The 25343-nt window shown below is 73.0% G+C and carries 18 protein-coding genes and 1 pseudogene; 11 read left to right on the forward strand and 8 right to left on the reverse strand.

From position 1 onward, the window contains the following. The first annotated feature begins 6 nt into the window (after positions 1-6). Positions 7-861: a universal stress protein gene (locus tag Drose_RS39370; RefSeq protein ID WP_260723465.1), complete on the forward strand. Its 855-nt coding sequence runs from the start codon at positions 7-9 to the stop codon at positions 859-861. A gap of 133 nt (positions 862-994) precedes the next feature. After that, a complete protein-coding gene (locus Drose_RS23505; protein ID WP_260723466.1) occupies positions 995-3505 on the forward strand; it encodes a cation-translocating P-type ATPase in 2511 nt (836 codons plus the stop codon). Positions 3506-3736: 231 nt separating this feature from the next. On the opposite strand, the gene Drose_RS23510 is transcribed toward Drose_RS23505, so the two are convergent. Further along, on the reverse strand, positions 3737-4699 hold the full coding sequence (locus Drose_RS23510) for an Acg family FMN-binding oxidoreductase (RefSeq protein ID WP_260723467.1): 963 nt from the start codon (positions 4697-4699) through the stop codon (positions 3737-3739). A gap of 79 nt (positions 4700-4778) precedes the next feature. Next, positions 4779-5474 carry a CBS domain-containing protein gene (locus Drose_RS23515; RefSeq protein WP_260723468.1) on the reverse strand — a complete coding sequence of 232 codons (696 nt, stop codon included), beginning with the start codon at positions 5472-5474 and terminating at the stop codon, positions 4779-4781. Between the two features lie 190 nt (positions 5475-5664). Between Drose_RS23515 and Drose_RS23520 the strand changes: the two genes are divergently transcribed. The 8 genes from Drose_RS23520 to narI all read left to right on the forward strand — a co-directional run bounded on the left by Drose_RS23520 (position 5665) and on the right by narI (position 17660). Then, the gene (locus tag Drose_RS23520; RefSeq protein ID WP_260723469.1) at positions 5665-6138 is read left to right on the forward strand and encodes a CBS domain-containing protein; all 474 of its coding nucleotides are present in this window, start codon (positions 5665-5667) and stop codon (positions 6136-6138) included. Continuing rightward, positions 6119-8776, forward strand: a complete 2658-nt coding sequence (gene ppdK / locus Drose_RS23525) for a pyruvate, phosphate dikinase (RefSeq protein ID WP_260723470.1) — start codon at positions 6119-6121, stop codon at positions 8774-8776. The genes Drose_RS23520 and ppdK overlap by 20 nt, the downstream gene beginning before the upstream one ends. A gap of 204 nt (positions 8777-8980) precedes the next feature. Further along, positions 8981-10285, forward strand: coding sequence for a nitrate/nitrite transporter (locus tag Drose_RS23530; protein ID WP_260723471.1), 1305 nt, complete (start codon positions 8981-8983; stop codon positions 10283-10285). Further along, entirely contained in the window at positions 10278-10751 is a 474-nt protein-coding gene (locus tag Drose_RS23535; protein ID WP_260723472.1) for a hemerythrin domain-containing protein, read from the forward strand. The genes Drose_RS23530 and Drose_RS23535 overlap by 8 nt, the downstream gene beginning before the upstream one ends. Positions 10752-10955: 204 nt before the next feature. Further along, complete coding sequence (locus Drose_RS23540) at positions 10956-14603, forward strand: nitrate reductase subunit alpha (RefSeq protein WP_260729792.1); 3648 nt, start codon at positions 10956-10958, stop codon at positions 14601-14603. Next, a complete protein-coding gene (narH, locus tag Drose_RS23545) occupies positions 14603-16297 on the forward strand; it encodes a nitrate reductase subunit beta (RefSeq protein ID WP_260723473.1) in 1695 nt (564 codons plus the stop codon). Before Drose_RS23540 ends, narH begins: the two co-directional genes overlap by 1 nt. Continuing rightward, entirely contained in the window at positions 16294-16944 is a 651-nt protein-coding gene (gene narJ / locus Drose_RS23550; protein WP_260723474.1) for a nitrate reductase molybdenum cofactor assembly chaperone, read from the forward strand. Before narH ends, narJ begins: the two co-directional genes overlap by 4 nt. Continuing rightward, the gene (gene narI / locus Drose_RS23555) at positions 16941-17660 is read left to right on the forward strand and encodes a respiratory nitrate reductase subunit gamma (RefSeq protein WP_260723475.1); all 720 of its coding nucleotides are present in this window, start codon (positions 16941-16943) and stop codon (positions 17658-17660) included. The genes narJ and narI overlap by 4 nt, the downstream gene beginning before the upstream one ends. Positions 17661-17762: 102 nt before the next feature. On the opposite strand, the gene Drose_RS23560 is transcribed toward narI, so the two are convergent. The 3 genes from Drose_RS23560 to Drose_RS23570 all read right to left on the reverse strand — a co-directional run bounded on the left by Drose_RS23560 (position 17763) and on the right by Drose_RS23570 (position 22260). Beyond that, positions 17763-18728 carry an Acg family FMN-binding oxidoreductase gene (locus Drose_RS23560; RefSeq protein ID WP_260723476.1) on the reverse strand — a complete coding sequence of 322 codons (966 nt, stop codon included), beginning with the start codon at positions 18726-18728 and terminating at the stop codon, positions 17763-17765. Then, positions 18725-21139 (reverse strand): phosphoketolase family protein, encoded by a 2415-nt coding sequence (locus tag Drose_RS23565; RefSeq protein WP_260723477.1) that lies wholly within the window; start codon positions 21137-21139, stop codon positions 18725-18727. The genes Drose_RS23560 and Drose_RS23565 overlap by 4 nt, the downstream gene beginning before the upstream one ends. Positions 21140-21273: 134 nt before the next feature. Beyond that, on the reverse strand, positions 21274-22260 hold the full coding sequence (locus Drose_RS23570; protein ID WP_260723478.1) for an Acg family FMN-binding oxidoreductase: 987 nt from the start codon (positions 22258-22260) through the stop codon (positions 21274-21276). Between the two features lie 284 nt (positions 22261-22544). Here Drose_RS23570 and Drose_RS23575 point away from each other — a divergent pair, with 284 nt between their 5' ends. Further along, entirely contained in the window at positions 22545-23561 is a 1017-nt protein-coding gene (locus Drose_RS23575; RefSeq protein ID WP_260723479.1) for an Acg family FMN-binding oxidoreductase, read from the forward strand. Here the strand turns inward: Drose_RS23575 and Drose_RS23580 are convergent. From Drose_RS23580 to Drose_RS23590, 3 genes and pseudogenes are all read right to left on the reverse strand, one after another. Further along, positions 23533-24267, reverse strand: coding sequence for a universal stress protein (locus tag Drose_RS23580; RefSeq protein WP_390891450.1), 735 nt, complete (start codon positions 24265-24267; stop codon positions 23533-23535). The two genes, Drose_RS23575 and Drose_RS23580, sit on opposite strands and share 29 nt — an antisense overlap. 37 nt (positions 24268-24304) lie before the next feature. Continuing rightward, a pseudogene (locus tag Drose_RS39155) lies at positions 24305-24550 on the reverse strand (universal stress protein); the annotation flags it as partial. Then, positions 24499-25185 (reverse strand): CBS domain-containing protein, encoded by a 687-nt coding sequence (locus Drose_RS23590; protein WP_260723480.1) that lies wholly within the window; start codon positions 25183-25185, stop codon positions 24499-24501. The pseudogene Drose_RS39155 and the gene Drose_RS23590, both read right to left, overlap by 52 nt. Between the last annotated feature and the right edge of the window lie 158 nt (positions 25186-25343).

Below are 25343 nucleotides of genomic sequence, written 5' to 3' on the forward strand. Positions count from 1 at the left end.
GACGAGATGAACGAACAGAGGATCGTCGTCGGATACGACGGGTCGCTCGAGGCGCGCGACGCCGTCGACTGGGCCGCCGCCGAAGCGGCGCGTACCGCCACACCGTTGCGGATCGTCAACGCGTACCAGTTCGCGTGGCCCGCCGCGTACTACGCGGGCGAGACGGAGGCGATCGTCGCCGAGGCCGAGGAACACGCCGAGCGCACCATCGCCGAGATCGTCGAGCACGTCCACGAGCAGTACCCCGCCGCCGACGTCACGGGCGCGGCGATCCACGCGGCGCCCGCGTTCGCCCTGCTCGACCTGGCGGAGCACGCCAGGCTGCTCGTCGTCGGCAACCGCGGTGCCGGCGGCATGGCCAACCTGCTGCTGGGCTCGGTGAGCCAGCAGGTCGCGACCCACGCCCGGGTGCCGGTCGCGGTCGTGCGCGGCCGGTCGAAGGCCGCCGAAGGTCCGGTGGTGGTCGGCGTCGACGGCTCCGCCTCGACCGAGGCCGCGCTCACGCTCGCCTTCGAGGCGGCCGTGGCGCGGGGCACCGAGGTCATCGCGATCCGCGCGTACACACCGCCCAGCCCCGTGGCCGTGCCGCCGGGCGCGGCCGAGGCGTACGAGCGCGAGGCGCTCGACGCGTCGCTGGCCGGATGGCGCGAGAAGTACCCGGGCGTCAAGGTCGAGGCGCTGCTGGCGGTCGGCCGCCCGGCGCAGGTGCTGATCGGGGTGTCGCACACCGCGCAGCTCGTCGTCGTCGGCAGCCGCGGCCACGGCGGATTCACCGGCCTGCTGCTCGGCTCGGTCGGCCAGCAGCTCATGCACCACGCCGAGTGCCCGGTCCTGATCGCGCACCAGCCGAAGCGCGCCTGAGCGTCACGACGGCGGAGGAGGCACGTGCACTCCCGCACGTGCCTCCTCCGCTGCCGGGGCGGACCCGGAAATCCCGGCGCCCGCATGACCTTCGGCCCTCGCCGCGTCGACCGACCTCGGAGACCGTGGAATCATGACGACCACCACGACGACCGTCCCAGCCGGGCTGGACGCGGCCGAAGTCGCCGCCCTGCGGCAGCGGCACGGCCGCAACGAGCTGCCCGCCGTCAGGCCGCCGTCCGTGGCGACCCGCGTCGCCGCGCAACTGCGTGATCCGCTCATCGTCGTCCTGCTCGCGGCCATGGCCGTGACCGCGGTGCTGCGTGACGTCAGCGACCTCGTCGTCATCATGCTCGTCGTCGTCCTCAACACCACCGTCGGTGTCGTCCAGGAGGTCCGCGCCGACCGCGCCGTGGCGGCGCTGCGGCGCATGGCCGCGCCGTTCGCCCGGGTCCGCCGCGACGGCGCCGAGACCACGATTCCGGCCGCCGACCTCGTCCCCGGCGACGTGGTGCGCATCGAGGCCGGCGACATCGTCCCGGCGGACCTGCACGTCGTCGAAGCGGTCCGGCTCGCCGTCGACGAGGCCGCGCTCACCGGCGAGTCGATGCCGGTGACCAGGGCCGCCGGCGACGACCTGTCGGCGGGCACCGTCACCGCCACCGGCCGGGCCGTCGGGGTCGTGAGCCGCATCGGCGCCGACAGCGCCCTCGGCCGCATCGCCGCCCTGGTGTCCGGCCAGCCCAGGCGGGCGACCCCCCTGCAGCACCGCCTGGCCGGGCTGGGCAAGGTCCTGGCCGCCGTGGCGGTCGCGCTGTCGGGCGTGGTCCTCGTCGTGGGGGTGACGCGCGGCGAACCGTTCGGCGAGATGCTGCTGGCCGCGGTCAGCCTCACCGTTGCCGCGGTGCCGGAGTCGCTGCCGGCCGTCGTGACGCTCGCGCTGGCGCTCGGCGCGCACCGGATGGCCCGCCAGGCAGCGATCGTGCGCCGCCTTCCGGCGGTGGAGACCCTCGGCTCGGTCACCGTCCTGGCGACCGACAAGACCGGCACGCTGACCGAGGGCGTCATGAGCGTCGACCGGCTGCTGCTGCCCGACCGTACCGCCGTCACCCTCACCGGGCGGGGATACGACCCGGACGGTACCGCCGAACCGGCACCCGGCCCGGACGCACGGCGGCTCGCCGAGGCGCTCGTGCTGTGCACCGACGCCGGTCTCGCGCCACCCGACGGCGACCACCCCGCCTGGTACCCGGTCGGCGACCCGATGGAGGCCGCGCTGCTCGCCGCGGCCGGGCGCTGCGGCGTCGGGCTCGACCTGCGAGGGTCGTTGCCCCGTGTCGACGAGGTGCCGTTCGACGCCGACCGGCGGCGGATGACCACCGTCCACCGCCACCCCGGCGGCGACTACCTCATCGTGTGCAAGGGTGCTCCCGACGTGCTGCTGGCCGCGGACGGGCCGCTGCGCGTCGGCGAGGCGGACCGGCAGTGGGCGGTCGCCGTGGCGGCCGAGCTGTCCGCCGCCGGACACCGGCTCCTCGCCGTGGCGGGGCGCCGCAGTGCCGAGCGGCCCACCGCCGCGGACGCCGAGCACGATCTGGACCTGCTCGGGCTGGCGGTGCTCGCCGATCCCGTGCGGCAGGAGGCGGCGGCCGCCGTCACGGCGTTCCACGACGCCGGAATCGAGCTGGTCCTCATCACCGGCGACCACCCGGCGACGGCCGCGGCGATCGCCGAGCGGGTCGGACTCGCCGACGGACGGCTCCGCGTCGCCACCGGCGACGAGGCCGCGACGGCGGACCGCCACACCGTCGTCTACGCCAGGACCAGCCCGGAGCAGAAGCTCACCATCATCCGCCGCCTGCAGCACGACGGCGCCGTGGTCGCGATGACCGGCGACGGCGTCAACGACGCCCCGGCGCTGCGCCGCGCCGACATCGGTGTCGCGATGGGCCGCGGCGGTACCGAGGCCGCCCGCCAGGCCGCGGACCTTGTCCTCGCCGACGACAACCTCGCCACCGTCGGCCGGGCCGTGCGCGAAGGCCGGCGCATCTACGCGAACATCCGCCGCTTCCTGGTCTACGGGCTGTCGGGCGGTGCCGCCGAGGTGCTCATCATGCTCGCCGGTCCATGGCTGGGCCTGGCGGTGCCGCTGCTGCCCGCCCAGATCCTCTGGATCAACATGATCACGCACGGGCTGCCCGGGGTCGCGCTCGGCGGCGAACCGGCCACCCCCGGCCTGATGCGCCGCCCGCCGCGCCGCCCCGACGAGGCGATCCTCGGCGGCCTCATCGGACGCATCGCGCTGACCAGCACGCTCATCACCGTCATGGCGCTCGGCGCCGCGTTGTGGACCCATGAGCGCGGCGGCCCGTGGCAGAGCGTGCTGTTCGCGGTGCTCGGGCTCGCGCAGCTCGGCGTGGCGCTCGCCCTGCGCGCACGCGGCGGCGGGCACCGCAACTGGGGTCTGGACCTCGCGGTCGCGCTGTCGCTGGCGCTGCAGCTCGGCGCCCTCTGGCTCCCTCCGTTGCGGGATCTGCTCGGCACCGAGCCGCTGACCCTGCCGCAGCTCGCCGGCTGCCTGGCCGTCGCCGCCGTGCCCGGACTGGTCACCTTCGTCACCACACGGTTCCGCCGCGGATCCTGATCCGCGGTCGAGGGGCCGGCATGGCATCCACCGGACGCACCGCATCGGGCCGCCGTCGCGTGCGACCATTCCCCGCGCGGCGCTCGCCGCCCCGCGCGCACCGTCGACGGCGCCGAGTTGCCGGCGCCGGCCGGCAACTCGGCGAGGCCGCGTCGTGGTCGATGTGCGCCGGTGCCACGTACCGCGGTCGGCGTCAGGTTCGGCGTGCCGTCACCGACCCGTCGTGCGGCCTCACGACTCGACGACGTCGGCCACCGATCGCCGGTTGGTGTAGCCGAGCGTCGGCGCGTACCCGAACCGCAGCACCAGGTGCGGGTCGTCGGGGCGGCCCAGGGCGAGCCGCAGCCGCCGCCGGGTCTCCGGCACCTCGACGGGCTGGGAGAACATGGCTGCCGCGAGCCCCAGGTCGGTGGCGGTGAGCAGCACCCGTTGCAGGGCCATCCCGGCCCGGACGTCGTCGGTGTGCAGGCTGCCGTGCGCGCCGAGGACCGCGAGCACCGGTTCACGGGCCGGATCCCGGCTCTCCCGCTGCCCCGCTCCACCGTAGTCCCGGCGGGCCATCAGCTCGGCCGGATGGGGCGCCGGCCCACCCGCCTGCCGGCCGACGCCCTCGACCGCGCCGTCGGCGACCCGGGTCCAGGCTCGCAGCTCGGCGACGTAGCGGGGGTCGGCGTTGAGACGGTTGTCCGCCTCGCGGATCAGCGCCGCGAGCGCGTCGATCGCCTGATCGCCGACGACGAAGTCCAGCCAGCCGTTCTCCAGCCGCGCCGCCTCGGTCAGCCGCGCCGTGACACCGGGCTCGACCGGCTGGTCGGCGAACGGGTGCCGGTTGGTGTGACGGCGCCGGATCGCCCGGAACAACCGCTGTTCCTGCGGCGTGGCCGGCCGGTGCGCGGCCGGCGTCAGGCGCACCAGGGCGTCGTCCCGCCCGAGGACGTACGTGCCGGGAGCGCCCGCCACGGCGAGTGCCAGCAGCAGGTTGCCGGCGGCGGCCCCGCACGACAGCCGAGCGGCCCGGCCGTCCGGATCGCCGACCGGCAGCACGCGGTCACGATCGACGAGCACGTCGATGCCGTGCGCGGTACGGCGGAACCGCCACGGTTGGCTGTTGTGGATCGACGGTGCCCACACCGCGTGTCCTACGGCGGTGAGGAACGTCTCCGGTGCCCACGTGGTGGATGACGTCGTCGTCATGACAGCTCCCCGGGGGACGACGGCCGGCAGGTGCCCGACTCCTCGGCAGAATCGCTATCGGGATGGTGACGCACAGTCTTCAGAACATCACCGGCGCCCGGTAGCCCTGTTGACGGTCCTGGACGTCGTCGGACCGGGCGGAGAGATGGCTGACCACGTCCACGACCCCGTCGACCCGTTCGACCTGGCGCACCACCGACGGGATCAGGGAGCCGCGCTCGACCTCGCCGAGCAGCGTCACGACACCGTCGTCGACCTCGACCCGGATCTGGGCCGCCTCGACGCCGACCAGCCCGTTGACCGCCTCGGCGAGGATCTCCCGGCGGATGTCGGCGTCCGTGCGCAGGAACACCTTGAGCAGGTCGCGGCGGGTGACCATGCCCACCAGGCGGCCGAGGTCGTCGACCACCGGGAGGCGCTTGAGCTCACCGTTCTCCATGATCCGGGCGGCGGCGACCAGGGACGTGATGCCCATGACGGTGACGGCCGGCGTCGTCATCAGCTCACCGGCGGCCGTGGCGTGCGCCTTGTCGCGAGCCTGGCGGGTGTGTTTGTTCTCGAACAGCCGCAGGTGATCGTCGTCACCCGCGAACTCGATCTTGGGGACCAGGTCGGCGGAGGACACCACGCCGACGACACGGTCGAACTTGTCGACCACCGGCACGGCGTTGATCCCATGCGCCTCCAGCAGGTCGACGATCTCCTTGAAGGGCGTGTCCTCCTGCACCGACACCGCGCCGATCGTCATCACGTCGGCAACGTTCCAGCGGCTCATCTGCGTGCCTCCTTGTCGTCTCGAACCGACGCTATGGCGGCCCGCGACGGCCCAGCAGGGTCCAACGGCACGTCTGCGGGGTGCCGTTGGACAGGACTGGTCCGGCAGGCCCGCGAAGGCGGGTCCAACGGCCCTGCCCGCCGCGGACCACGCCTGCCTACCGTCGGACCGAGCGTTTCCGGAGGTACCCGTGGCAGTGACCGTGGCGAGCCGGATGACCGCCGGTGCGGTCACCGTCGACGAGCAGGCAGACCTGCAGGAGTTCGTGGACGCCGTCGAACGGCACCGCGTGCGCACGGTGGCCGTGGTGGACGAGTCCGGGCGGCTCCTCGGCGCCGTCGACCGCGACGACCACCCGGACCTGTTCGACGGCTCGGCGGCGCACCGCGGTCCACGCGTCGCGGGCACCCCGCGGCAGCGGCGCCGGCGCGAGCGGCGGACGCACGCACCGGTGCGCGAGCTCATGCGGGACGCGGTAGCCGTCCCCGGCACCAGTCCGGTGGCCGAGGCACTGCGCGTCCTCGCAACGTCCGGGACGGAGCTGGCGTTCGTCGTCGACGACCGCGGAGTAGTGCGCGGCACCGTTTCCACCCGCCAGTGCCGGTCGGCCCCGGCGGTCCGCATCGTGTCGGAGGAGGCCGGCCATGGCCAAGTACGTGTATGACTTCGCCGAGGGCAGCAAGGAGCTCAGCGACCTGCTCGGCGGCAAGGGCGGGAACCTGGCCGAGATGGTCCGCCTCGGCCTGCCGGTGCCGCCCGGGTTCACGATCACCACCGACGCCTGCCGCGCCTACCTGCGTACCGGCGCCGAGCCCTACGGTCTCGCCGACGAGGTCGGCCTGCACCTGGAGCGGCTCGAACGTCAGGTCGGCCGCCGCCTCGGCGACAGCGCCGACCCGCTGCTGGTGTCCGTGCGGTCCGGCGCGAAGTACTCCATGCCGGGCATGATGGAGACGATCCTCGACATCGGCCTCACCGACGACACCGTGGCCGGGCTGGCCGCGCAGACCGGCGGCAACGAGCGGTTCGCCTGGGACTCCTACCGGCGGCTCATCCAGATGTTCGGCAAGACGGTCTGCGGCGTGCCCGGCGAGGCCTTCGAACGAGTCCTCGACGAGGCGAAGGCACGCGCGGGCACATCCGACGACCTGGGACTGGACGCCGGCGCGCTCAAGGCCATCGTCGCGCGGTACCGGACCGTCTTCGCCGAGCACACCGGCCACGACTTCCCGCAGGACCCGCGCGAGCAGCTCGGCCTCGCGATCCGGGCCGTGTTCAGCTCGTGGAACGCCGAGCGCGCCGTGCTGTACCGCCGGCAGGAACACATCCCCGCCGACCTCGGCACCGCCGTCAACGTCGTGGCGATGGTCTTCGGCAACCTGGGTGCCGACTCCGGCACCGGCGTCGCGTTCACCCGCGACCCCGCCACGGGCGCACCCGGCGTCTACGGCGACTACCTCGCCGACGCCCAGGGTGAGGACGTCGTCGCCGGCATCCGCAACACGGTGCCGTTGCAGGAGCTCGAACGTCTCGACCGACGCAGCTACGACGAGCTGCTGACGATCATGGCGAAGCTGGAGGCGCACTACCGCGACCTGTGCGACATCGAGTTCACCATCGAGCGCGGCAAGCTGTGGATGTTGCAGACCCGTGTCGGCAAGCGCACCGCCGCGGCCGCGTTCGTCATCGCCGCGCAACTGGTCGACGAGGGCGTCATCGACCTCGACGAGGCGCTGACCCGGGTGACCGGCGCACAGCTCGCCCAGCTCATGTTTCCCGCCTTCGACCTGTCCGGCCGGCCCGAGCGGGTCGCCTCCGGCGTGGCCGCCGCCCCGGGCGCGGCGGTCGGCGTGGCCGTGTTCGACGCCCGTCGGGCGGCGGCGACGGCGAAGAGCGGCACGGCCGTCATCCTGGTGCGCCGGGAGACCAACCCGGACGACCTGCCGGGGATGATCGCCGCGCAGGGCATCCTCACCAGCCGGGGCGGCAAGACCTCACACGCCGCCGTGGTCGCCCGCGGCATGGGCAAGACCTGCGTGTGCGGCGCCGACAGTCTCGACGTCGACCTCGACGCCCGGCAGTTCACCGTCGACGGTCGCGTGGTCCGCGAGGGCGACGTCATCTCCCTCGACGGTACGACCGGACGCGTCTACGCGGGCGCGGTCCCGGTCCAGCCGTCCCCGGTGGTGCGGTACTTCGAGGGTGCGCTCTCCCCCGGCGCCGACCCGCTCGTGCGCGCCGTCGACCGGCTGCTCACCCACGCCGACAAACAGCGCCGGCTCGCGGTGCGGGCCAACGCCGACACCGGCGAGGACGCGGCCCGGGCTCGCCGGTTCGGTGCGCAGGGCATCGGCCTGTGCCGGACCGAGCACATGTTCCTCGGTGAGCGTCGTGCCCTCGTGGAGCGGCTCATCCTGGCCCGCACCGCCGCCGAGCGGGACGCGGCGCTCGACGAGCTGCTGCCGCTGCAACGGTCGGACTTCGTCGAGTTGTTCCGCGCGATGGCGGGGCTGCCGGTGACCGTACGACTCATCGATCCGCCCCTGCACGAGTTCCTGCCGCCGCTGGAGGACCTCGCGGTGAAGGTCGCCGTCGCCGAGGAGCGCGGTCAGGACCCGGGTCACGACAAGGACCTGCTCGACGCGGTGCGCCGCATGCACGAGGAGAACCCGATGCTGGGCCTGCGCGGCGTGCGCCTCGGCCTGGTGATCCCGGGCCTGTTCGCCATGCAGGTGCGGGCGATCGCCGAGGCGGCGGCGCAGGTGCCGGACGCGCGTCCGGAGATCATGGTGCCGCTCGTCGGCGCCGTGCAGGAACTGGAGGCCGTGCGCGGGGAGGCGCTGGGGCTGCTGCGCGAACTCGGCGTCGACGCCCGCGTCGGCACGATGATCGAGGTGCCGCGAGCCGCGCTGACCGCGGGCGAGATCGCCGGCGCCGCCGACTTCTTCTCCTTCGGCACCAACGACCTCACGCAGATGGGCTGGGGGTTCTCGCGGGACGACGTCGAGGGAGCGTTCTTCACACGGTACCTCGAACTGGGCATCTTCGGCGTCTCACCGTTCGAGTCGATCGACCGCGACGGGGTCGGCCGGCTGGTCCGCATCGCCGTCGAGGAGGGCCGCGCCGCCCGGCCGGACCTGCACATCGGCGTCTGCGGCGAGCACGGCGGCGACCCCGAGTCGGTGCACTTCTTCCACGAGGTGGGCCTCGACTACGTGTCCTGCTCGCCGTTCCGGGTGCCGATCGCACGCCTGGAGGCCGGCCGCGCGGCGGTCACGTCGGCGGGTTCGGACACCCGGTGAACAGGCGCCGGCCGGCCCGGCGACGGACCGGCCGGCGACACCGTGCTTGTCAAGGTCCGCCGGGTCCCGTTCCGGAAGGGACCAACGTCTCTGTTCAAGGTGCCCGACAATGGGGATTGTCGAGTTGAGGGCCGTCGCCCCCGGTTGCCGGTGCCAGTGCGCCGGCCTGACGGCCGGCGTCCGATGAACGACATGGAGGCGACGATGAGCACACCGCGCAGGGGATCCGCCGCAGCCGGGCCACGACAGACCGAGGCGAGCGAACCAGCGGCGACCGGCGGACGACCATGGTTGATGCTCGCCGTGGCGACCCTCGGCTTCGCCGTGAACTTCTGGGCCTGGGCCCTGCTCAGCCCGCTCGCCCCGCGGTTGCGCGACGCGCTGGACCTCAGCTCGTTTCAGCAGGCGCTGCTGGTCGCGGTGCCCGTGCTGGTCGGGTCGCTGGGTCGCATCCCGGTGGGCGCGTTGACCGACCGGTTCGGCGGACGGGTGATGTTCCCGCTGGTCTCGCTGACCACGATCGTCCCGGTGCTGTACCTCGGTTTCGCCGGTCACACGTCGCTGGCCGGGCTCCTGGTCGGCGGGTTCTTCCTCGGCGTCGGCGGCACCGCCTTCGCCGTGGGCGTGCCGTTCGTCAACGCCTGGTTCCCGCCCGAGCGGCGCGGCCTGGCCGTGGGCGTGTTCGGTGCGGGCATGGGCGGCACCGCCGTCAGCGCGCTGACCACCGTCAAGCTCGTCACCGCGAGCGGCACCCCCACCCCGTTCGTGGTCACCGCGATCGTCCTCGCGCTCTACGCCGGGCTGGCGTGGCTGCTGCTGCGGGACGCCCCGGGCCGGGCGATCCCGGCCGAGCCGCTGTCCCGGCGGCTCGCCGCCACGGCGCGGCTGCGGATCACCTGGCAGGCGTCCGTCCTGTACGCCGTCGTGTTCGGCGGGTACGTCGCGTTCTCCGTGTACCTGCCCGCGTACCTGAAGACGTCCTACGGGCTGGCCCAGGCCGACGCGGCGAACCGGATGGCCGGCTTCGTCCTGCTCGCGGTGCTGATGCGCCCGATCGGCGGTTGGCTGTCGGACCGCCTCGGACCCGTGCGGGTGCTCGCGGTGTCGCTGCTGGTCGTCGCGGTGGGCGCGACCGTGCAGGCGTTCACGCCCGGCCTGGCCCCGCTGGGGACGATCGCGTTCCTGTCCATGGCCGCCGCGCTGGGCGCCGGCAGCGGTGCCACGTTCGCCCTGGTGGCGCAGCACGCCCCGGCGAACAAGGTGGGTTCCGTGACCGGCGTCGTCGGCGCCGCGGGCGGTCTCGGCGGGTTCGTGCCACCGCTGGTCATGGGCGCCGTCTACGGCCAGTACGGCTCGTACGCCATCGGCCTGACGGCCCTGGCCGCGGTCGCTCTCGGCACGCTGCTGCTCACCGTCACCGTGGTAGCCCGCAACTCGACCCCGCCGGCCGCCGCGAAGACCCGGGGCGCCGCCCGCAACGTCCGTAAGGGGACAACCGCACATGTGTGAGTACTGTGGCTGCAACGCCCTCGACGCGATCGCCGACCTGACCCGTGAGCACGACCTGGTGGTCAACCTGACCGGCGACGTGCGCGCGGCGCACGCGGCCGGCGACGTGGCGCGGATGTCCGAGCTAGCCCGGCGGATCGCCGCGATCCTCGGGCCGCACACCCAGGTCGAGGAGCACGGACTGTTTCCCGCCCTCGCCGGCGACTTCCCCGACCACGTGACCGCACTGGCGGCGGAGCACCGCGTCGTCGAGGCGGTGCTCGGCGAGGCGTCCGGCGGCACGCCGCCGGACCGGGACTGGCCCGGCCGCCTGCTGGACGCGCTGGAAGTGCTGCGCGAGCACATCCTGAAGGAACAGGACGGCGTGTTCCCCGCGGCCCTGGCCACGCTGCGGCCCGACGACTGGGACGCCGTCGACGCGGTGCGCGCCCGGGTGGGTACGCTGCTGCCCGTTCCCGGTGCCTGATTCGGTGGCCGGCAGGCGCGCCCGAACCTAACGTTTTGCGAACTTGTGCTGTATCCGTACCGTTCCACGCTTAATGTGAATCTTTCAGGGAACAGGGACGAGGGCCCGGCCCGGAGGGGAGAGCCGATCGTGGCCAGCCGACAAGAGCGGCACCTCAGCGCACCGCCGGCGCAGGCCGGGCTGGACGACGCCCTGGCGGACGCGCTGGTGCGGACCAGGCGGTTCTTCTCCCGCGCCGAGGTGTCCCCGGACCTGCGCACCCTGCACAAGGTGGGGGGCAGGCAGGCGGACGCCTTCTACCGGGACCGCTGGTCGCACGACAAGGTCGTGCGGTCCACCCACGGCGTCAACTGCACCGGCTCGTGCTCGTGGAAGGTGTACGTCAAGGACGGCATCATCACCTGGGAGGCCCAGCAGACCGACTATCCCAGCGTGGGACCGGACCGGCCGGAGTACGAGCCGCGCGGCTGTCCCCGCGGTGCGGCGTTCTCCTGGTACACGTACTCACCGACCCGGGTCCGCTACCCGTACGTGCGCGGGGTGCTGCTGGACATGTACCGGGAGGCGAAGGCCCGGCTGGGCGATCCGGTCGCGGCGTGGGCCGACGTCGTCGGCGACCCCGCGAAGAGCCGCCGGTACAAGGCGGCACGCGGCAAGGGCGGCCTCGTGCGCGCCGGCTGGGACGAGGTGACCGAGCTCATCGCCGCCGCGCACGTGCACACCATCAAGACCTGGGGGCCGGATCGCCTGGCCGGTTTCTCGCCGATCCCGGCGATGTCGATGGTGTCGCACGCGGCCGGCGCACGCTTCTACAACCTCGTCGGCGGGGCGATGCTGTCGTTCTACGACTGGTACGCGGACCTGCCGGTCGCCTCGCCGCAGGTGTTCGGCGACCAGACCGACGTGCCGGAGTCGGGCGACTGGTGGGACGCCGGTTACCTCATCATGTGGGGTTCCAACGTGCCGGTCACCCGGACCCCTGACGCGCACTGGATGGCCGAGGCCCGCTACCGCGGCCAGAAGGTCATCGCCGTGGCACCGGACTACGCCGACAACGTCAAGTTCGCCGACGAGTGGCTGCCGGCCCAGCCGGGCACGGACGGCGCACTCGCGATGGCGATGGGTCACGTGATCCTGCGGGAGTTCTTCGTCGACCGCGAGGTCGGCTACTTCACCGACTACGTGACCCGCTACACCGACCTGCCGTTCCTCGTCACGCTCGACGAGGCCGGCGACGGCAGCTACCGGCCCGGCAAGATGCTCACCGCCGCCGACCTCGACGGCGAACCTTCCGCCGTGGAGAACGCCGAGTTCAAGACGGTGCTGCTCGACGCCGCCGGGATCCCGGTCGTGCCGAACGGGTCGCTGGGGTTCCGCTACGGCGCCGCCGGTGCCGGGCGGTGGAACCTCGACCTCGGCGACGTGCGGCCCCTGCTGTCCGCCGCCGGCGGCGACGAGCCCGCGGTCGAGGTGGTGCTGCCGCGCTTCGACACCCCGTCCGGCGCCGCCGACGACATGCGCCGCGGCGTGCCGGTGCGCCGGATCGCCGGCCGGCTCGTCACCACCGTCTACGACCTGATGCTGGCGCAGTACGGGGTGCGCCGCGACGGGCTTCCCGGCCGGTGGCCGACCGGCTACGACGACCCGGCCCAGCCGTACACGCCCGCCTGGCAGGCGGCGATCACGGGCGTGCCGGGTCCGGCGGCGGCCCGCATCGCCCGCGAGTTCGCGGCCAACGCCGAGCAGTCCAAGGGCCGCTCGATGATCCTCATGGGCGCCGGCACCAACCACTGGTTCCACTCCGACACCATCTACCGCTCCTTCCTCGCCCTGACGACGCTGACCGGCTGCCAGGGTGTCAACGGCGGCGGCTGGGCCCACTACGTCGGCCAGGAGAAGGTCCGCCCGATCACCGGCTACTCCGTCCTCGGCACCGCCGCCGACTGGTCGCGGCCCGGCCGGCAGATGATCCAGACCGCGTACTGGTACCTGCACACCGATCAATACCGGTACGACCCCTTCTCCGCCGCCACTCTCGCCACCGGGCAGACGGCCGGCCGGTTCGCCGGCCGCGCCACCGCCGACCTGATCGCGGCGTCGGCACGGATGGGCTGGATGCCGTCCTACCCGACGTTCGACCGCAACCCGCTCGACCTGGCGGACGAGGCCGCCGCGGCACAGAAGCTGGTCGCCGACCACGTCGTCGACCAGCTCAAGGCCGGCACGCTGCGCTTCGCCTGCGAGGACCCGGACGCGCCGGAGAACTTTCCCCGCGTGCTGACGGTGTGGCGGGCCAACCTGCTCGGCTCGTCGGCGAAGGGCAACGAGTACTTCCTGCGCCACCTGCTCGGGACCGACCACGCGGTACGGGCCACCGAGGCACCGCCCGAGGCCCGCCCGCGCGACGTGGTGTGGCGCGACGAGGCGCCGACGGGCAAGCTCGACCTGCTGCTCAGCCTCGACTTCCGGATGACGTCGACCACGATCTACTCCGACGTGGTCCTGCCCGCGGCGACCTGGTACGAGAAGCACGACCTCAACACCACGGACATGCACCCGTTCGTGCACTCGTTCAACCCCGCCATCAACCCGCCGTGGCAGACGCGGACCGACTGGGACGCGTTCATGGCCATCGCCAAGGCGTTCAGCGCGCTCGCGGCGACGCACCTGGGCACGCGCACCGACGTGGTGGCCGCGCCGCTGCTGCACGACACCCCCGACGAGCTCGCCTGCCCGCGCGGTGTGGTGCGCGACTGGAAGGCCGGCGACTGCGCGCCGGAACCGGGCCGCACCATGCCCAAGCTCGTCGCCGTCGAGCGCGACTACGCGGTGATCGCCGACAAGATGGCCGCCCTCGGCCCGTTGCTGGACACGCTGGGCGCCACCACCAAGGGCGTCACGTTCCAGGTCGAGCGGGAGGTCGAGTACCTGCGGCACAAGAACGGCGTGGTGCGCGGCGGGGTCGCCGACGGCCGCCCCGCCATCGCCCGGGACACGCAGGCGTGCGAGGCGATCCTCGCGCTGTCCGGCACCACCAACGGTCATCTGGCGACCCAGGGCTTCCGCACGCTCGAGCGGCAGACCGGCGTGCGGCTCGCCGACCTCGCCGCCGAGCACGAGGGCAAGCAGATCACCTTCGCCGACACCCAGTCCCGGCCGACCCCGGTCATCACGTCGCCGGAATGGTCCGGGTCCGAGGCGGGCGGCCGGCGGTACTCGCCGTTCGTCATCAACGTGGAGCGCCTCAAACCGTGGCACACGCTGACCGGCCGGCAGTCGTTCTACCTGGACCACGACTGGATCGCCGAGCTCGGCGAATGGCTGCCGGTGTACCGGCCGCCGCTGAACATGCACGCCCTGTTCGGCGAGCCCACCGTCGGCGAACGCGGCGAGCTCGGCATCACGGTGCGGTACCTGACGCCGCACAACAAGTGGTCGATCCACTCCGAGTACCAGGACAACCTCTTCATGCTGTCGCTGTCCCGCGGCGGGCAGACCATCTGGATGTCCAAAGAGGACGCGGCGAAGATCGGCGTGGCGGACAACGACTGGATCGAGGCGGTCAACCGCAACGGCGTCGTCGTCGCCCGCGCGATCGTGTCGCACCGCATGCCCGAAGGCACCGTCTACATGCACCACGCCCAGGACCGCCTGATCGACGTGCCCCGCACCGAGACCACCGGGCGCCGCGGCGGCATCCACAACTCGCTGACCCGGCTGCTGATCAAGCCCAGCCACCTCATCGGCGGATACGCCCAGTTGTCGTTCGCGTTCAACTACCTCGGCCCCACGGGCAACCAGCGCGATGAGGTCACGGTGATCCGCCGCCGCGGCCAGGAGGTGACCTACTGATGCGCGTCATGGCCCAGATGGCGATGGTGATGAATCTCGACAAGTGCATCGGGTGCCACACCTGTTCCGTCACCTGCAAGCAGGCCTGGACCAACCGCTCGGGGGTCGAGTACGTCTGGTTCAACAACGTCGAGACACGACCCGGACAGGGCTATCCGCGCCGGTACGAGGACCAGGAGACCTGGCGCGGCGGCTGGACCCTGAACCGGCGCGGCCGGCTCACGCTCAAGGGCGGAGGCCGGCTGCGCAAGCTGCTGACCATCTTCTCCAACCCGAAGTTGCCGTCCATCCAGGACTACTACGAGCCCTGGACCTACGACTACGAGACGCTCACCAACGCGCCGCTGCAGGAGCACACCCCGGTCGCCCGCCCGAAGTCGCTGCTGTCGGGCCAGGACATGAAGATCTCCTGGTCGGCGAACTGGGACGACGACCTCGGCGGCGCACCCGATCACGGCGACAAGGACGTGCTGCTCAAGACGATCGCCGACAAGGTCCGGTTCGAGTTCGAGCAGACGTTCATGTTCTACCTGCCGCGCATCTGCGAGCACTGCCTCAACCCGTCGTGCGCCGCCTCGTGCCCGTCCGGCGCGATCTACAAGCGGGAGGAGGACGGCATCGTCCTGGTCGACCAGGACCGCTGCCGGGGCTGGCGGATGTGCGTGTCCGGTTGCCCGTACAAGAAGGTGTACTTCAACCACCGCACGGGAAAGGCCGAGAAGTGCACGTTCTGCTTCCCGCGGGTCGAGGTGGGCATCCCGACCGTGTGCTCCGAGACGTGCGTGGGCCGGCTGCGTTACATCGGCCTCATGCTCTACGATGCCGACGCCGTGCTCGCCGCGGCCTCCACCGCGGACGAGCACGGTCTGTACGAGGCGCAGCGGCGCGTGTTCCTCGATCCGCACGACCCGGCCGTCGTCAGGGCGGCGCAGCGGGCCGGCATTCCCGATGACTGGATCGAGGCCGCCCGGCGCTCACCGGTGTATGCCCTGATCAACACGTATCAGGTGGCGTTGCCGCTGCACCCGGAGTACCGCACCATGCCGATGGTCTGGTACATCCCGCCGCTGTCCCCCGTCGTCGACGTCGTCCGGGACACCGGCTACGACGCCGAGGACCGCGGCAACCTGTTCGCCGCGATCGACGCGCTGCGCATCCCCGTCGACTACCTCGCGCAGTTGTTCACGGCCGGCGACCCGGCTCCGGTCGACGCGGTGCTGCGGAGGCTGGCCGCGATGCGCTCGTACATGCGCGACCTGAACCTGGGCCGCGACGCCGACGAGTCGATCCCGGCCGCGGTGGGCATGACCGGCGAGCAGGTCTACGAGATGTACCGGCTGCTGGCCCTGGCGAAGTACGACGAACGGTACGTCATCCCGACCGCCCACGCCGAGCAGGCCCACAGCCTCGAGGAACTGGCCACCGGATGCTCCCTGGACTACGAGGGCGGCCCCGGCATGGGTGGTTCCGGACCGTTCGGTGAGGCCTCAGGCGGCCCGACACCCGTCGCCGTGGAGAACTTCCGCATGCTGCGTGAGCGGCAGACCACCGACACCGTCGTCGACCCCGCGGACAAGGCCCGCCGCGTCAATCTGCTCAACTGGGACGGCAAGGGACGCCCCGACGGGCTCTTTCCGGCCCGCCCCGGCGGTTCCGCCGGGGAACCGTCCGATGGGAGCCAGTCGAGGCCATGAACGACGACCAGCACCGCGCCGCCGCATGGCAGGCCCAGTCGCTCCTGCTCGGCTACCCCGACGACCGACTGGCCGGACACCTGGACCTGCTGCACCGGGTGACCGGTGCGCTCGACGCGCCGGTCGCGGCACCGCTGCGCCGCTTCCTGGCGCACATCGAGGCCACTCCGCCGTCCGATCTGGCCGCCGACTACGTGGCCACGTTCGACCACCGCAGGCGGTGCTGCCTGTACCTGACCTACTACGCCCACGGTGACACCCGCAAGCGCGGCATGGCCCTGCTGTCACTGAAGCAGGCCTATGCCGCGGCCGGGTTCCGCCTCAGCGACGACGAGCTGCCCGACCACCTCGCCGTCGTCCTGGAGTTCGCCGCGGCCGTGCCGGACACCGGCCGGGCGCTGCTCGGCGAGCACCGGGCCGGCCTGGAGCTGCTGCGCCTGGCCCTTCGCGACGGTCGTTCCCCGTGGTCCGACGTGCTGGACTCCGTGTCCGCCACCCTGCCGCCGCTCGGCGGCGACGAGCGCACGGCCGTCGCACGGCTCGCCGCGGAAGGCCCGCCGGGGGAACAGGTCGGGCTGGCACCCTTCGCCCCGCCGGAATACATGCCCCAGCCACGCGGGGTGCAGCCGCAAGGAGCCCATCGATGAACGTGGTCCTCTGGGTGGTGGTGCCGTACGTCTCCATCACGATCTTCGTCGTCGGTCACTACTGGCGCTACCGCTACGACAAGTTCGGCTGGACCACCCGGTCCTCCCAGCTCTACGAGCGCCGCCTGTTGCGCCTGGGCAGCCCGCTGTTCCACTTCGGCATCCTGCTGGTGGCGCTCGGACACGTCGGCGGGCTGCTCGTCCCGGAGTCCTGGACCGAGGCCGCGGGGATCGGCGAGACCGCCTACCACGCCGTCGCCGTCGGTCTCGGCACCGTCGCCGGGTTCTGCACCCTCGCCGGAGCCGCGATCCTCGTCTACCGCCGCCGCACCGTCGGGCCGGTCTTCTCCGCCACCACCCGCAACGACAAGGTCATGTACGTGCTGCTCGTCGGCACGATCCTGCTCGGGCTCGGCACCACCGTGCTCGGCAACCTGACCGGCGACCCGCACGACTACCGGCAGACGGTCGCACCGTGGTTCCGGTCCATCTTCTACCTGCGCCCGGACACCGACCGCATCCTGGCCGCGCCGATCGGGTTCCGGCTGCACGCGCTGGCGGCGTGGGTGCTGTTCGCGTTCTGGCCGTTCTCCCGCCTGGTCCACGTGTTCTCCGCACCGCTGGGCTACCTCACCCGCCCGTACATCGTCTATCGCAGCCGCGACCCCCGGTTCAGCACCCGCCCGGCCCGCCGCGGCTGGGAACGCGTCCAGTAGCGGGACAGGCCATAGCTCACCTGGACCGCCGGCGCTCCGGCCGAACTGGTCGACCCGCGTCCGGCGGTCCCGCGACGCTGTGCGGCACCGGCTACGGTGCTGTCACTCGTCGGCGATCTCGATCACCTGCTCGGCGGGCAGCCGCGGCGTGTGCGGCGGACCGGCGTGGTCCGCGTCGGCGATGCCCAGCCGCAGGACGAGGTACGGGTAGCCGGTGTCGCTGAGCATCCGGCGCAGGGCCTGCCGGGTGAAGATCAGCTCGACGGGGCTGCTCAACGGCAGGACGGTCGCACCGTGCTCGGTCGCGGCGAGCCACACCGCGCTGAGCGCCTCGCCGGCGCGCAGCCAGTCGAGGGGCTCGTCGCCGTCGCCGTAGAGGACGGCGTAGGAGGCGGCGGTGTCGTGACCGGCGCCGGCGGTGAGGGTGCCGGTGACCCCGAAGTCGCGCTCGGCGACCGTGGTCAGCGGCAACTCGGCCGGGATGACCGCGTCCGGCAGGCCGGTGCCGGCCGGACGGTCGCCGCCCACCCACTGCGCGGTCTCGGCGCTCATCCGCTCGTCGCCCTGCTGGGCCGCCCCCGCGTGCTCGATCATGACGGCGAGCTGCAGGACCTGGTCGCGGTGCAGGACGTGCAGCCGGGCCCCGCCCTGCCGGGCCGCGTCGACCAGTGCCTGCCGCACGCCTTGCGGCACCGGTTCGTCGCTGACGGTGCGGCGGTCGGTGTGCCGCACGTGCAGGAGCTGGAACCGCTGCATGGCGCGGGGGTCGGCCGGCTCGTGCCGTTCGGCCCGGATGACGGCCAGGGGCTCGCCAGCGGGCCGGTCGACGTCGTGCGACCAGCCCTCGGCGTCCAGCGCGACGCGGGCGTGGTGCAGCGCCGCACCGCAGCTCAGCCGCATCAGCCGGCCGTCCGGGTCCTGCTCGCGCAACTGCCGGTCGGGCACGGCGAACAGTTCGAGCCGGTCGGGGTGCACGACCCACCGCCACGGCTGGGTGTTGTGGATCGACGGCGCCAGCCGGGCGGCGTTCGCCGCCCGGGCCAGCGCCTCCCGCACCGTGGCCGTCACCCGCGCTCCGCCCAGTCGCCGAGGGACCAGTCACGGACGTCGGGCATGTCCTCGAGGTGCTCGATGACGTAAGTCTCGTGCTCGGCCAGCTTCCGCTCGCACCACGCCTTGAGGTCGGCGGCGCCGCGCGGCAGCCGCTTGGCGTTGTTGATGGCGTCCATCACCAGGTGGTACCGCGACACCCGGTTGCGCACGGTCATATCGAACGGGGTTGTGGTGGTGCCCTCCTCGACGAAGCCGCGGACGCGGAAACGGTCGGCGTCCGGTCGGCCGTGCACAAGCTGGTGCACCGCGCCCGGGTAACCGTGGAAGGCGAAGACCACGTCCACCGTGTCAGTGAACAGCTCGGTGAACCGGGTGGCGCTCATCCCGTGCGGGTGATCCTTGGGCCGGATCAGGCCCATCAGGTCGACGACGTTGACCACCCGCACCCGGAACTTCGGCAGCCGCTCCCGCAGGATCCGTGCGGCGGCGACGGTCTCCATGGTGACCACGTCGCCGGCGCAGGCCAGGACGATGTCCGGATCGGTGGTGCCGTCGTCGGTGCCGGCCCACTCCCAGACCCCGGCGCCCGCGGCGCAGTGCTCGACCGCCTCGTCCATGGACAGCCACTGCAGTTGCGGCTGCTTGTCGATCACGATGAGGTTGATGTACGAGCGGGACCGCAGGCAGTGGTCGGCGACCGAGAGCAGGCAGTTGGCGTCCGGCGGCAGGTACACCCGGGCGACGTCGCCGCGCTGGGTGAGCACGACCTGGATGAGGCCCGGGCCCTGGTGGGAGAAGCCGTTGTGGTCGTTGCGCCAGGCCGTCGAGGTGAGCAGCACGTTGAGGCTGGGGACCTTCGCCCGCCACGGCAGCCGCTTGGCCTCCTGCAGCCACTTGCCGTGCTGCACGGTCTGCGACGCCGACACCATCGCGAACGCCTCGTAGGTGGCGAACATGCCGTGCCGGCCGGTGAGGGTGTAGCCCTCCAGCCAGCCGTGGCAGTTGTGCTCGGACAGCACCTCCATGACCCGCCCGTCCCGGCCGATGGCCACGTCGGCGTCGGTGACCCGCTCGGCGAAGGCGCGGCCGGAGACCTCGAACACCGCACCGAGGCGGTTGCTGTTGGTCTCGTCGGGGCAGAACAGCCGGAACCGGTCCGGGTTGGCGCTGTAGACGTCGCGCAGCAGCTCGCCGAGCTTGCGGGTCGACTCGGCCCGGGAGGCACCGGCGGCGGTGACGTCGACGGCGTACTTGCGGAAGTCGGGGATGTCCAGGTCCCGGGTCAGCACCCCGCCGTTGGCGTGCGGGCTGGCGCTCATCCGCAGGTCGCCGTCGGGGGCCAGGGCACGGACCTGTTCCACCGGTGCGCCGGCACCGTCGAACAGCTCCTCCGGCCGGTACGACCGCAGCCACTGCTCCAGGAGCGCCAGGTGCTCCGGGTTGTCCTTCACGCCGGCCAGCGGGACCTGGTGCGAGCGCCACGTGCCGGTCATCTGCACGCCGTCGACCTGTTCGGGACCGGTCCAGCCCTTCGGGGACCGCAGGACGATCATCGGCCAGCGGGGGCGCGCACCGTCCCAGTCGCCGCCGCGGGCCGACCGCTGGATCGCCCGGATCTTTCCCCACGCATCGGCGAGTGCCGCGGCGAAGCGGTGGTGCATGCCGGGCAGGTCCGCGCCCTCGACCTCGATCACCTCGTAGCCGTGGCCTTCCAGCAGCGAGCGGACCTCGGCCGGGTCCTTGCGCGCCAGGACGGTCGGACCGGCGATCTTCGCGCCGTTGAGGTGCAGGATCGGCAGCACGGCCCCGTCGCGGGCCGGGTTGAGGAACGAGACGCCCTTCCAGGAGCCTTCCAGCGGACCGGTCTCGGCCTCGCCGTCACCGACGACGGCGATGCTGAGCAGGTCCGGGTTGTCCATGACCGAGCCGAACGCGTGCACCAGCACGTAGCCGAGCTCGCCGCCCTCGTGGATCGAGCCGGGCGTGGTCACCGAGACGTGACTGGGGATGCCGCCGGGGCTGGAGAACTGCCGGAACAATCGCAACATGCCGGCCTCGTCGAGGGACACGTCGGGATAGATCTCGCTGTAGGCGCCCTCCAGGTAGCCGGCCGCGACCAGCGCCGGTCCGCCGTGTCCCGGCCCCGTGAGGTAGATCGCCTGCTGCCCGGTCAGCTTGATGAGCCGCGACACGTGGGCGTAGACGAACGACAGTCCGGGACTCGTGCCCCAGTGGCCGAGGAGGCGGGGCTTGATGTCGTCGGGCTCGAGCGGACGGCGCAACAGCGGGTTGCCCTGGAGGTAGATCTGCCCGATCGTCAAGTAGTTGTTGGCCCGCCACCAGGCGTCCAGCCGTGCGACGTCCTCGTCGCTCAACTGCCGCACCTGGGCCTCCGTGGCTTCCGTGGCATCCGTGGCTGCGGTCACCGGGACCTTCCTTCCTCTGGACGTGGAATCGCGTGAGCCGGGCGCACCAACCTGAGGCTACGCCGCCGACCAGAACGAACGGGTGACTATGCGACCTTCACTCACATTTCCGGTGCCCGCAAGCCGACACCCCGTCAGCCCTGGCCGGGCAGGCCGACCGTGTCGGTGCCGGAGCGCCGGATGGTCGCCGGCACCGGCGCGGCATCCTCGACCGGGACGCCGACACGCATCGCGATCGCCGGGTTGCCGACACCGCCGAGCAGCCGGCGCAGCGCCTGCCGCACCGGCAGGACCTCGACGACCTCGCTGATCGGCGACGCCGCGAGGCCATGGGCGGTCAGCGTAAGCCATACGTCCGACAGCGCCTCACCGGCGGTGACCCAGTCGGCCGGTTCGTCGGCGTCGGTGGCCAGGACGACGTAGACGGTGCCGCGGTCCGTTCCCGGGCCGGGGTCGAGCGCGGCCGGCGCCGCGATGTTGAAGTCCCGCGGGGCGATGGTACGGCGTGCGCCGCCGACGGTGCTGCGCGCCGAGACACCGTCGCGGTCGTCCCGGTCACGGGTCGTCCACGCCAGGACGTCGTCGCGGAACCGGGCGTCGCCGTGCTCGACCTCGCCGGCGCGGGCGACGGCCGACGCGAACGCCGTCACCTGGTCCTCCCGCACCACGTGCAGGTGCACCCGGTGCCGCTCCGCGGCGGCCCGCAGATCGTCCAGCACGCCGTCGCCGGGCCGGGTGTCGCTGAACGGGCGCCGGTCGGTACGCCGCTGGTAGATCGCCCGGTACAGCAGGTTGTCGGCGGGGCACCGCGGTCCCTGCCGGATCCGGGCCACGAACTCCGGCCGCTCCTCGTCGGGCAGCCGCTCGATGTCGCCGGCGAACCCGGCCGCCCGCAGCGCGACGGTGGCGTGGTGCAGCGCGGTACCGCAGCTCAGCAGCAGCAACCGGCCGTCCGGGTCGAGCCCCGTCAACTGCCGGGACCGGTCGGCCCACAGCTCGGCGTGGTTGCCCCCGAGCCGCCACCGCCACGGCTGGGTGTTGAGGATCGACGGTGCGCGCAGTGCCGCGATCGACGCCTCTGCGAGCTGGTCGATTTCCGCGCGCGGATGCTGGGTTGTCATGGCGGGCTCCCTCGTCGGTGACGCTGTCTCCACGGTCGCCGAAGGTGCCGGCCGGCCGGCAGGGCCGGTGGTCACGCCTTCGCGGGACCTTCGGTGCCGTAGTAGGCGGTGCGCATGATCTCGCGCAGGCCGGCGAGCATCGGCATGCGCGGGTTCGCCGGGGCGCACTGGTCGGCCGCCGCAGAGGCCGAAGGTCCCGCCGCGGCGGGCCTGCCGCCTCTCGCCGCTCCGGGGGCCGGAGTGGTCGGATCAGGACAGGCCGCAGCGCGGGAAAGGGGACTGGGATGAACGACCGGTTGCCGGAACGGACCATCGCGGCATGCCTGAACGCCGCCGTCGCCGCGCCCTCCATCCACAACACCCAGCCGTGGTTGTTCCGGCCCGGCGGCGGCGCCGTCGAGGTGCTCCCGGACCCCGCCCGCGGCCTGACGGTCATCGACCCGGATCACCGTGCGATGCACATCAGCGTCGGTGCCGCCGTGTGCAACCTGCGCCTCGCGCTGGCCGCCGAGGGCTGGACCTCCCGGCTGCTCGCCCCCGTCGGCGCGGCCGCGGCGAGCTGGGTCGTGCCCGGGCCGCGCCGGGAGCCCGGCGCCGGCGTGCAGGCCCTGGCCGGCGCGATCGCCCGCCGGCGGACCAACCGCGAGCCGTTCGACGACGCGGTCGTGGCGGCGGACCTGCTCGACGCCCTGCGCGCCGCCGCGCACGCGCCCGCCGTCCGGCTGGTCGTGCTCGACCCGGTGCGCCGGGGCGCCGTCCTCGCGCTCGCCCAGGCCGCCGACAGCCGGCAGCGCACCGACCCGGCGTACCGCCGCGAGCTCGCGGCCTGGACCGGTGCCGACGGCACCCGCCGGGACGGGATCACGGCCGCCACGTTCGGTCCCAGGGCCACGACGGCGACGCTGCCCCAGCGCGACTTCGGGCTGCAGCTACCCACGGTCGACCGCGCCGCCGCCCGCTTCGAGTTCCATCCCCAGCTCGTCGTGCTGTACAGCCGCGGCGACACGCCCGCCGACTGGTTGCGGTCCGGCCACGCCCTCCAGCGGGTGCTCCTCACCGCGACCGTGCTCGGCATCGCGGTGCAGCCGATGACGCAGGCGCTGGAGGTGCCGGCGTTCCGCGCCTTCCTCACCGACCCTTCAGGACGCTGGCACGCCCAGATGATCCTGCGCATCGGCTACGGCCACCCGGTCCACACCGGCCCCCGCCGGCCGCTGCGCGACGTCCTGATCCGGGAACCGGACATGCCGGTGCTGCCGCGGACGTCCGCGTTCAGCCGCGCACCGGCTGTCGTCCCGTGATCCGATCATGTGCCACCCGTGCCGGCCGCGGGGGGACGACCGCCACGGGGCAGGTGGCGTTGCGGACCAGCACGTCCGGGGCCGGGCCCAGCCCGGCCGGCCGGGTGCCGGGCCCGTGCGCTCCCACCACGACCAGTGACGCCCCGGTGGCCGCGTCGAGCAGGCGCGCGGCCGGGTCGACACCCTCGAGCACGTCGAGGGCGACCGGCACGTCGGCGAACACGGTCCGCCAGTCGCTGAGCGCCTCGCCGAGCAGGCTTCGCAGCTTGGCGTCGTCCGGCCGGTCGGTCCCGTCGTCGTGACGGGAGGTGCCGGTGGGCACCCGGACGGAACAGACCCGCAGGACCGAGCCGTGGCGGCGCGCCGCGTCGAACGCGCAGGCGATCAACGGCGCGCTCGGCGCCGCGGCGTCGAGGCCGAGCACCACCGGACGGTCGCGCACACGCTCCGCGCCGGGGCCGACGACCACCACCGGGCAGGAGGCGTACGCCATGAGGTGCGCGGTGACAGCGCCGAGGTGCGCGCGCTGGAACGGCGCGGAGGGCAGCGCCGTGCCGAGGCCGTGCCGCCCGACGACGACCATGTCGGCGGAACGGGACGCCCTGACCAGGGCCGGGCCGGGCGCCCGCTCGGCGATCGTCGCGCGGACGTCGAGGCCCGGTTGCCGGAGTCGCAGGTCGTCCCGCGCGGCCTCGAGCAGCCGCAGCCCCGGCCCGCGCGTCGTCGACCAGGTCGGGCAGCAGCATCTCCGTGTACGTGGTGTGGTCCATCAGCGCGTGGACGAGATGGACGGTGCCGCCGTCGGCGGCCGCCTCGTCCGCCGCGTACCGCACCGCGGCCCAAGCGCCGGACGAGCCGTCGAACCCGGCGACGATCCTGCTGCGCGGTGCCATCTGATCTCCCTCGTGCGCTGGCCGCGATGCTGGTGGTGCGCCCGTCAGGCGTCGAAGGTGTACCGGTGCGGCAGTGTCGTGTCGTCGAAGCCCCATTCGAGGTCCTCGGTGACGGTGACCACGCCGTCGAGCGTGCGGACGAGCCGCACGGCGATCTGTGCGGTGCTGCGCCGGTCGACCTTGCCGCTGAGCGCGACACGGCCCTCCGTGACCTCGACGGTGACCTCCACCGGGTCGAGCCAGAGCACGCCACCCAGCACGTTGTCGAGGATGTCCTGCCGGATCGCGTCGTCGTCGCGCAGGTAGCGGCGCAACAGGTCGCGGCGCGACACGATGCCGACGAGGTCGCCGGCCTGATCCAGGACCGGCAGGCGCTTGACGTTGTGGCGCTCCATGAGCCGGGCGGCCTGGGTGAGGGTGGCCGTGGCGGGCACGGTGACCGCCGGGCTGCTCATCAGCGACCCGGCGGTGTCGCCGGACGCCTTGCGCTTCGCCACGCGGTGCCGGCGCCGCTCGAACAGCCGGGCGTGCACGTCGACGCCGCTGAACTCGACCTTGTGCAGCAGGTCGGCCTCGGACACCACGCCCAGCACCTCGCGGGCGTCGCCGACCACCGGCACCGCGCTCACTCCGCGCTCGATCAGCAGGTCGACGATCTCCTTGTACCCGGACCCGGGTGCGACCGTGACCACGTCACGGGTCATCACATCACGTACCAGCGAACCGTTCATCGACCCGCTCCTTCCCGATCGTCCTGCCTCAACCCTGGACCCGGCGCCGGTGGGGCACACGGGCCGAAGGTCCCGCCCGCGCGGGTCTCGCGCCCTTCACCACCGGCGGCGGCGGAGGAGAATGGAGTGGCGGCACCGGCCGGCGGGACGCGCACAGC

The sequence above is a fragment of the Dactylosporangium roseum genome (assembly GCF_025264685.1).
GTDB classification, from domain to species: Bacteria; Actinomycetota; Actinomycetes; order Mycobacteriales; family Micromonosporaceae; genus Dactylosporangium; species Dactylosporangium roseum.

Bases quoted from the DNA above. Each gene is read 5' to 3' on its own strand.
- narH (WP_260723473.1), top strand. From the start codon at position 14,603: ATGCGCGTCATGGCCCAGATGGCGATGGTGATGAATCTCGACAAGTGC.
- Drose_RS23570 (WP_260723478.1), bottom strand. From the start codon at position 22,260: ATGACAACCCAGCATCCGCGCGCGGAAATCGACCAGCTCGCAGAGGCG.
- Drose_RS23515 (WP_260723468.1), bottom strand. From the start codon at position 5,474: ATGAGCCGCTGGAACGTTGCCGACGTGATGACGATCGGCGCGGTGTCG.
- Drose_RS39370 (WP_260723465.1), top strand. From the start codon at position 7: ATGAACGAACAGAGGATCGTCGTCGGATACGACGGGTCGCTCGAGGCG.
- Drose_RS23575 (WP_260723479.1), top strand. From the start codon at position 22,545: ATGAACGACCGGTTGCCGGAACGGACCATCGCGGCATGCCTGAACGCC.
- narJ (WP_260723474.1), top strand. From the start codon at position 16,294: ATGAACGACGACCAGCACCGCGCCGCCGCATGGCAGGCCCAGTCGCTC.
- Drose_RS23505 (WP_260723466.1), top strand. From the start codon at position 995: ATGACGACCACCACGACGACCGTCCCAGCCGGGCTGGACGCGGCCGAA.
- Drose_RS23530 (WP_260723471.1), top strand. From the start codon at position 8,981: ATGAGCACACCGCGCAGGGGATCCGCCGCAGCCGGGCCACGACAGACC.
- ppdK (WP_260723470.1), top strand. From the start codon at position 6,119: ATGGCCAAGTACGTGTATGACTTCGCCGAGGGCAGCAAGGAGCTCAGC.
- Drose_RS23590 (WP_260723480.1), bottom strand. From the start codon at position 25,185: ATGAACGGTTCGCTGGTACGTGATGTGATGACCCGTGACGTGGTCACG.
- Drose_RS23535 (WP_260723472.1), top strand. From the start codon at position 10,278: ATGTGTGAGTACTGTGGCTGCAACGCCCTCGACGCGATCGCCGACCTG.
- narI (WP_260723475.1), top strand. From the start codon at position 16,941: ATGAACGTGGTCCTCTGGGTGGTGGTGCCGTACGTCTCCATCACGATC.
- Drose_RS23510 (WP_260723467.1), bottom strand. From the start codon at position 4,699: ATGACGACGACGTCATCCACCACGTGGGCACCGGAGACGTTCCTCACC.